This is a genomic window from Caballeronia sp. M23-90 (genome assembly GCF_053574605.1).
This window is the reverse complement of the sequence record NZ_JBSIPA010000403.1, coordinates 1-6,014: the sequence shown is the minus strand read 5'-3', so window position 1 is coordinate 6,014 and position 6,014 is coordinate 1. Positions and strand designations below refer to the sequence as shown.

Annotated in this window: 9 protein-coding genes; 4 read left to right on the top strand and 5 right to left on the bottom strand. The window is 57.5% G+C overall.

Translation table 11 applies throughout. The annotated features are described in order from the left end of the window. A partial coding sequence (locus ACRXB1_RS28260) for a DUF6496 domain-containing protein (protein WP_449493906.1) occupies positions 1-388 on the bottom strand: 388 nt, incomplete at its 3' end. 160 nt (positions 389-548) lie between these two features. On the opposite strand from ACRXB1_RS28260, the gene ACRXB1_RS28255 reads away from it, so the two are divergent. The 4 genes from ACRXB1_RS28255 to ACRXB1_RS28240 all read left to right on the top strand — a co-directional run bounded on the left by ACRXB1_RS28255 (position 549) and on the right by ACRXB1_RS28240 (position 2,738). Next, positions 549-812 (top strand): PepSY domain-containing protein, encoded by a 264-nt coding sequence (locus tag ACRXB1_RS28255; RefSeq protein WP_174362450.1) that lies wholly within the window; start codon positions 549-551, stop codon positions 810-812. Positions 813-838: 26 nt separating this feature from the next. Beyond that, entirely contained in the window at positions 839-964 is a 126-nt protein-coding gene (locus ACRXB1_RS28250) for a hypothetical protein (protein ID WP_449493905.1), read from the top strand. A 56-nt stretch (positions 965-1,020) separates the two neighbouring features. Beyond that, a complete protein-coding gene (locus tag ACRXB1_RS28245) occupies positions 1,021-2,034 on the top strand; it encodes a hypothetical protein (RefSeq protein WP_449493904.1) in 1,014 nt (337 codons plus the stop codon). Positions 2,035-2,123: 89 nt separating this feature from the next. Further along, positions 2,124-2,738, top strand: coding sequence for a DNA-3-methyladenine glycosylase (locus ACRXB1_RS28240; RefSeq protein WP_449493903.1), 615 nt, complete (start codon positions 2,124-2,126; stop codon positions 2,736-2,738). A 113-nt stretch (positions 2,739-2,851) separates the two neighbouring features. Here ACRXB1_RS28240 and flhC read toward each other — a convergent pair whose 3' ends face one another. The 4 genes from flhC to ACRXB1_RS28220 form a co-directional block, all read right to left on the bottom strand. After that, positions 2,852-3,511 carry a flagellar transcriptional regulator FlhC gene (gene flhC / locus ACRXB1_RS28235; RefSeq protein WP_056362504.1) on the bottom strand — a complete coding sequence of 220 codons (660 nt, stop codon included), beginning with the start codon at positions 3,509-3,511 and terminating at the stop codon, positions 2,852-2,854. A gap of 15 nt (positions 3,512-3,526) precedes the next feature. Next, positions 3,527-3,844, bottom strand: coding sequence for a flagellar transcriptional regulator FlhD (flhD, locus tag ACRXB1_RS28230; RefSeq protein WP_056362507.1), 318 nt, complete (start codon positions 3,842-3,844; stop codon positions 3,527-3,529). Between the two features lie 634 nt (positions 3,845-4,478). Further along, positions 4,479-5,582 (bottom strand): purine-nucleoside phosphorylase, encoded by a 1,104-nt coding sequence (locus ACRXB1_RS28225; RefSeq protein ID WP_449493902.1) that lies wholly within the window; start codon positions 5,580-5,582, stop codon positions 4,479-4,481. 218 nt (positions 5,583-5,800) lie between these two features. After that, positions 5,801-6,014, bottom strand: a 214-nt coding sequence (locus ACRXB1_RS28220; protein ID WP_449493901.1) for a hypothetical protein, incomplete at its 5' end; no start/stop codon positions are given.

Below are 6,014 nucleotides of genomic sequence, written 5' to 3'. Positions count from 1 at the left end.
TCGCATGCGTCTGGCGGGACAGCGCAGTGCGCGAAGCCGCCTTTGTGCCTTCGCGCTTGAGCACGCGCGTGGACGTGGCCGAGCGTTTCGCCTTCGATTCCGTGCTCGCGCTGCGTTTCGTCTTGTGCTGACCTGCTTGCGTATCCTTCGCCGCTTTCTTGCGTGCGCCTTCAGATGTCGTACCTTTCTTCGGCGCCTTCACGCCGACACCCGATCTGCGTGCCTCCGACAGCCCGATCGCAATCGCCTGCTTCGCGGACTTCGCGCCATGCTTGCCTTCGCGGACGTGATCGACTTGCTCCTTCACGAACGCACCGGCCTGCGTGCTCGACGATTTGCCCGCGCGCTTCGCCGCGTGCGCACGCTCGATGGTTTTCTTCTCCGGCATGATGGACTCCTATGAAAGACCGTCGTTGGTCCGACGAGGAAAACCTTGCAATGGCTATGCCAACGCCCTGGCCGAATGTCGCGACAATGAATCACACACTCGCACGTAAGCCTTATGTTAGATTTGCAGGCCATCATATTTGATTCATTAAGGACAGCCAATGTTGAAGAAAGCAGGTATTGCACTCGCATGTATTTTCACGTTTGCAACAAGCAGTGCGGCCTTCGCGCACGACCAGCCGGGCGCCGACTGGATATCGAAGGATGCGGCCATCGCGAAGGTCAAGGCGCTGGGTTACGACGCGGTGCGCCTCGAAGCCGACGATGGACACTGGGAAGGCGAAGCCACGAAACAAGGCCAGTTCTACGACATCCACGTCGATCCGCGTTCAGGTGCGCTGACGAAGAACGAGCTGAAGCATTGAGTTCGTTGTAGGAATTACAGGGCTGAGTGAACGGATCGCCTATCGATGCTCAACCATTGAATGCCATCCGTCGTCACTTCGAACTGCTTGTCATCGGCCGCGACGATCAACGCGCGTATCATCGCGACGCCAAGGCTGAACCGACGGAATAAAGCCCGGGCATAGACTGTTGTCCCTCTCAACGAACCACTGTCCCTGAGAGGAAACAATGACCCGAGCTGCACTGTCGCGACTTTCACTCCTGGCGTGCGCGCTGACCTTCGGCGCTGCAGGCATCGCGCATGCGGAGTCTGGCGACATGGAAAGCACGTATCGCCAGCTTGTTCAAGCGCTTCAGCAGAGCCGTAACGGTTCCATCGGCAACGCAGGGCGCACGCAAATCACCCAGGCTGCGAAGAATTTCCAGGACGCCATGCAACGTGACGGCGGCGCGCGGGACAACCTCATGACGGACGCGCACAACATCATCGCGTCATTATCCGATGGAACATTCAACGCCGGCGCAAGCGTCAATGCGCTTCGGCGCGACGCCAAGGGCAGCGTGATCGAGTTCGGCAAGTGGAGTGTGTCGATGCCGGGAAGCCAGATCACGAGTCCCATCGGCACACATTTGAATCAAAGCAGCGAAGGCGATTGCGTCGGCATTTCCGTGGTGAAGGCGTTCTCCAATACGCAAACCGGCGCGGCCATCTTGCGCCGGGCAGTCACCCTGACTTCCGATGGCAGCTACAACGTCAGCCTGCCGGGCGATCCCGCGACGGTTTACCGGTTGAATCCGGGCGAGCTCGATCAATTCGGCAAAGGCGATCCGGGCGCGGCGGCCGTGGTCGGCGCAATGTTCCAGTATTTCCACAAGGACCCGAAGCAAGGCGCGCTGCCGACGAACAAGGTCATGGAATTGCTCGCCGGCCATGCGGGCGATCACGATCGTCTCGCCGATGTCCACAGCACACCCGACCAGATCACCGGCTACTTATTGCAACACGCGAATGGCGCCGGCAGCCGCTACGCCATGGTCTTTGGCGGCAAACCCGCGCGCAACGGCGACTGGTCCAAGGGCGACGGACACGCGTTCGCGATCATTCGTATCGACAAGGCGAACATGATGCTGACGTACACCAATCCATGGAACGAGGCGAGCACGCGGACCATCGCGATCCGGGACCTTGCGAGCCAGGCGGCGGGGACATCGGCTGACTTCGAGACGCTGACTTTTCGGTGAATGCGTTGAAATCTAAAAGCGAAAACCAATGAAGCGGCGCGATTCTTGTTAATGTGACGGTCGAATCCGCTCGGACCAATTCATCGCTCATGACATCGACTACCTTGCGCGCCGCGACGCCCGACGATTTCAATGCGCCGTCCGAGCAGGTCGCACGCCGTTTGATCGGCGCGATCCTGAGCGTCGATGGCGTGGGCGGCAGGATCGTGGAAACGGAAGCCTACGATCGCGAGGACCCGGCATCGCATAGTTTTTCCGGGCCCACACCGCGCAACGCCGTGATGTTTGGCCCGCCCGCGTACGCTTATATATACCGGTCCTACGGCATTCACTGGTGCTTGAACTTTGTCTGCCGGGAAGCCGGACATGGCGCGGGGGTGCTGATTCGCGCGGTCGAACCGCTGACCGGACTCGATGCAATGCGCCAACGGCGCGGTATGGAGCCGGCGAAATTGCTGTGTTCGGGACCGGGCCGCCTGGCGCAGGCGCTCAGCATTACTCATAGAAACAATGGCATGTCGCTGCTCGAGGCGCCGTTTTCCATCGAAATGCCGGAAGAAGAAGGTCCGGTTATCGCGGGGCCGCGCATTGGCATCACCAAAGCGATGGATGTGCCCTGGCGTTTTGGCCTCGCCGGATCGAAGTTCCTCAGCAAGCCCTTCCCAAAGGATGCAAAGGACGCGAATGACACACCGAACGCCTGAAAAGTAAAAGGGCTGCCAAACCTCGGCAGCCCAAAAATTCTTTTTATATGTATCAGCAGCAAGCCGGCAGCCACACCGTCAAGGACGGTCCTCGGGACTGCAACGACGCTACCTTAAGCAGCCTGTGCAATCAGGCTTTCTGTGCGCGGCTGTAGCATCGCCGCGTTTTCGAGTACCGTCGGTTCCGGCACTTCATTGGTCGACACAACACTCAACTCCACCAGCGCGGTCTGCTCGCTCGCCTGTCTGGCGGCCGCCGCTTTTTTGGTCTTCCCCGCGCGTGACGGCGGCTGGCAGGCCCCGCACACCACGTTTTCTTGCAAATCATGTTTGTGCGCAATGAACTTTCCAGTGCAGCGGCAGCATTTGGTCAACTGCAGCATGCCTGCATCGAAAAAGCGCACAAGGGTCCAGGCCCGCGTCAAATCGAGTACCGCCTCGACATCGCTATTCCTGCAATGTTCGAGATACAGCCGATACCCCTTGGTCAGTGCATCGAGGTGCGAGCAGCCTGCTTCTTTCTTCAGGAACACATATGTGTTGTAGAAAAGCGAAGCATGGATGTTCGCGAGCCACGTCATATACCAGTCCGCCGAGAAAGGCAGCATGCCCTTCGGTGGCGAAACACCCTTCACTTCGCGATACAACCGGATCATCCGGTCACGCGACAGTGTCAGTTCACTTTCGAGCACCTGCATCCGCGCCCCGAGTTCGATCAATGCGATCGCGCGGAAAACTTCTTGTGCATCTTCGGTGAGGCTTTTCTTAAGCATGGCGCGCTCTCGTGCTTAAACGAACTGTTCTGCCGGCTGGCCGGCCAGCAAGATGGCTGCGTGTGTCGGCGCAATATCCGCATGCTTCGCGGGCGCCGTCAGTGCAGTCAACATCGCGTGATCATTGAAGCGGAAGAAACACAGCAACTGGTCTGAAGACGCCAGCTTGACGACCTGTGCCAGCGTGAGGCCTGACAGAAGATCGGCGAGTTCTTTTGACAACCCGAGTCGAAACATCCCGATAGCACGGTCATCACGCAGCATGCGCTGCGCAAGCATGATGTACGACAAGTTGATTTCTCGAATCGAGTCCAGCGTTTCGCGACCGTTCATGATGTTCCTGCGTTCGATATAAACCCCGAGCACCGTGCCGAATTTTTTACCGGCTTTCTTTGCCTAGCCAAACGTTTGTTCTGTCGGGCTACATTCAAACTTGTTTCAGCGAGTTACATCTTGTAACAACACTGTGAAACGGATTGTAAGTAGCGTGCATCGGGAAATCAAGCTCATCTCAATAATAAATTTCCATAAAACAACACTGCGGATCGGTAGTTTTTTCTTAACTTTGTAACAGGAAAAAGTGACCGGTTTTTAGCGTTGTTTTTGCGCCGCTGCTTTTGCCAGATAAATTGCTTGGCTTTTGATTTTATTAAGGAAAAAACGCAGACCCCACTCACTCGGTTGACACGATTTCACAATTAACAGGTTTATGTTTAGCCGGGATTTGTTACAACTGGACTCAGGATTTTAGGAATGCGCCACAAGGAAAACCCGCATGGCGCTTCTGTCGTCCGCCTTTCAGTTAGCCGGGCTCGATTCGCAGAAAAAAATTACCGAAACGGGAATGGGCGAACTTGTTACGGGCGGTTTGTAACAACAGGGCAGTCCCGGATCGACGGGAATTTTTATCCGGCTTGAGCGGCGCCGACGCATGATGCGTCCGCGCCGTTGAAACAATTGACGCTGATCAGCGTTGCGGCACGCCTTCGCGCCACTCGCCCCAGTGCATGGCAATGTCCTGCACCAGCGGATTACCCGCCCGATACAGATTTTCGATAGCCGGCGTAAAACCGCCTTGCGCGGCATAGTTCAGCAAATTGTCCGAGGCAGTCTGTCCTTCATAGGGCCGGTCAAAGTCCGAGCCTGTCCGCACCGCCGCCACGCGGTTCAAATCCACCTTATGGGCGCTCGCCGCGCGCTTCAACGCTTCGTACGTCGCGTTGTCCTCCTGCTGCGTCGTGCAATAGACGCCTTTGCCGTCAGTGAGCAGCCTGGTCCAGTCGCGGGCCCGTTCGCCGATATATTTCCCCGACCACCACGTGTCTCCAGCGAGCGTGTCGCACTGGATCACCTTTGGCGGCTGGTTGGCCGGCGCATAGCCGAACTTCGCGCGCGCAGCCTGGGCTTCGGCGCTGTCGGAGAGCACGGCATTCTTCGATAACGCATACGCCGCATCGGCGAGTGCCGGGTTCAACTGGAACACCTCGGTCTTATAGTCGAGCGGTGGCTTCTCTGCAGGGCTCTTCGTATTGATGCCGAGATAACCGCTCGGCCAGCTATCCGGCTTCTCGCGGGCATCGACTTCCCACTGGATTCCGAAGTCGACGAGATATTTCGCCCACGCCGCCGATCCGACCGTTCCTTGTATTGGATCGATACCGGCAATGCCCGCGATCATGAAGTACGTGCGGCGCAGATCGAATTTATCGGAGAAGGTCAGCGCCATCATCGATGCCGCGGCGTTCGCGTGCCCCATGCCCGTGGTCATGACGCAGATCTCCTGCCGGTTGCAATGTACGACCGGGTAGTCCGGCGAGAGGCCGGGCACGCTGATCGTCTTCCAGGGACCGAGTTTGTCGAGCCAGACCTGACCTTCCGGCCCGAACATGGAAACGATCATGACCTTGACGTCCTGCCCTCCATGATTGCTGCTGCGAAAGTCGTCGGAGTCCTGCGCAAACGTTGACGCACACGCGCTGAAAGCAAGCGTCGCGGCGACGGCGGTCAAGCTCGATGCGGGGAAATGTTTGAAGATGCGAGGAAGAAACGAGGAACGGACATTTGATTTCATCTGGGCGGCACCATAAGAGGATGTGGGAACACAGGTGAAACGCGAGGTGAATCGTTGACGTGTAACGCGCATGCCAGGTAAGACACTGTAAGGATCACTCGCCGAAAGCATTATAGAAGCGCCGCGTGCAATACAAATTGCTGCAAGTACGGATTACGCACTACCCTGCAAGGCATCTTCCACGGGTTTCAAGGATCTCCATGCATGCCACCGCGGCTTCAAAAATGATCGATGCGTTTCACGCGAGTCATGTAGAGGAACGGCAAGAGGTCGAGATGTGGCTGGAGACGAACGGCGATTGCGCCGTCGCGCTCGAAGCGGTGTGGTCGGAGGGGGAGCATCACCGTGGAAGATGCCTTGCAGGGTAGTGCGTAATCCGTACTTGCAGCAATTTGTATTGCACGCGGCGCTTCTATAATGCTTTCGGCGAGA

Coding starts and splice junctions, on each gene's coding strand:
- ACRXB1_RS28255 (WP_174362450.1), top strand. CDS start 549: ATGTTGAAGAAAGCAGGTATTGCACTCGCATGTATTTTCACGTTTGCA.
- ACRXB1_RS28245 (WP_449493904.1), top strand. CDS start 1,021: ATGACCCGAGCTGCACTGTCGCGACTTTCACTCCTGGCGTGCGCGCTG.
- ACRXB1_RS28240 (WP_449493903.1), top strand. CDS start 2,124: ATGACATCGACTACCTTGCGCGCCGCGACGCCCGACGATTTCAATGCG.
- flhC (WP_056362504.1), bottom strand. CDS start 3,511: ATGCTTAAGAAAAGCCTCACCGAAGATGCACAAGAAGTTTTCCGCGCG.
- flhD (WP_056362507.1), bottom strand. CDS start 3,844: ATGAACGGTCGCGAAACGCTGGACTCGATTCGAGAAATCAACTTGTCG.
- ACRXB1_RS28225 (WP_449493902.1), bottom strand. CDS start 5,582: ATGAAATCAAATGTCCGTTCCTCGTTTCTTCCTCGCATCTTCAAACAT.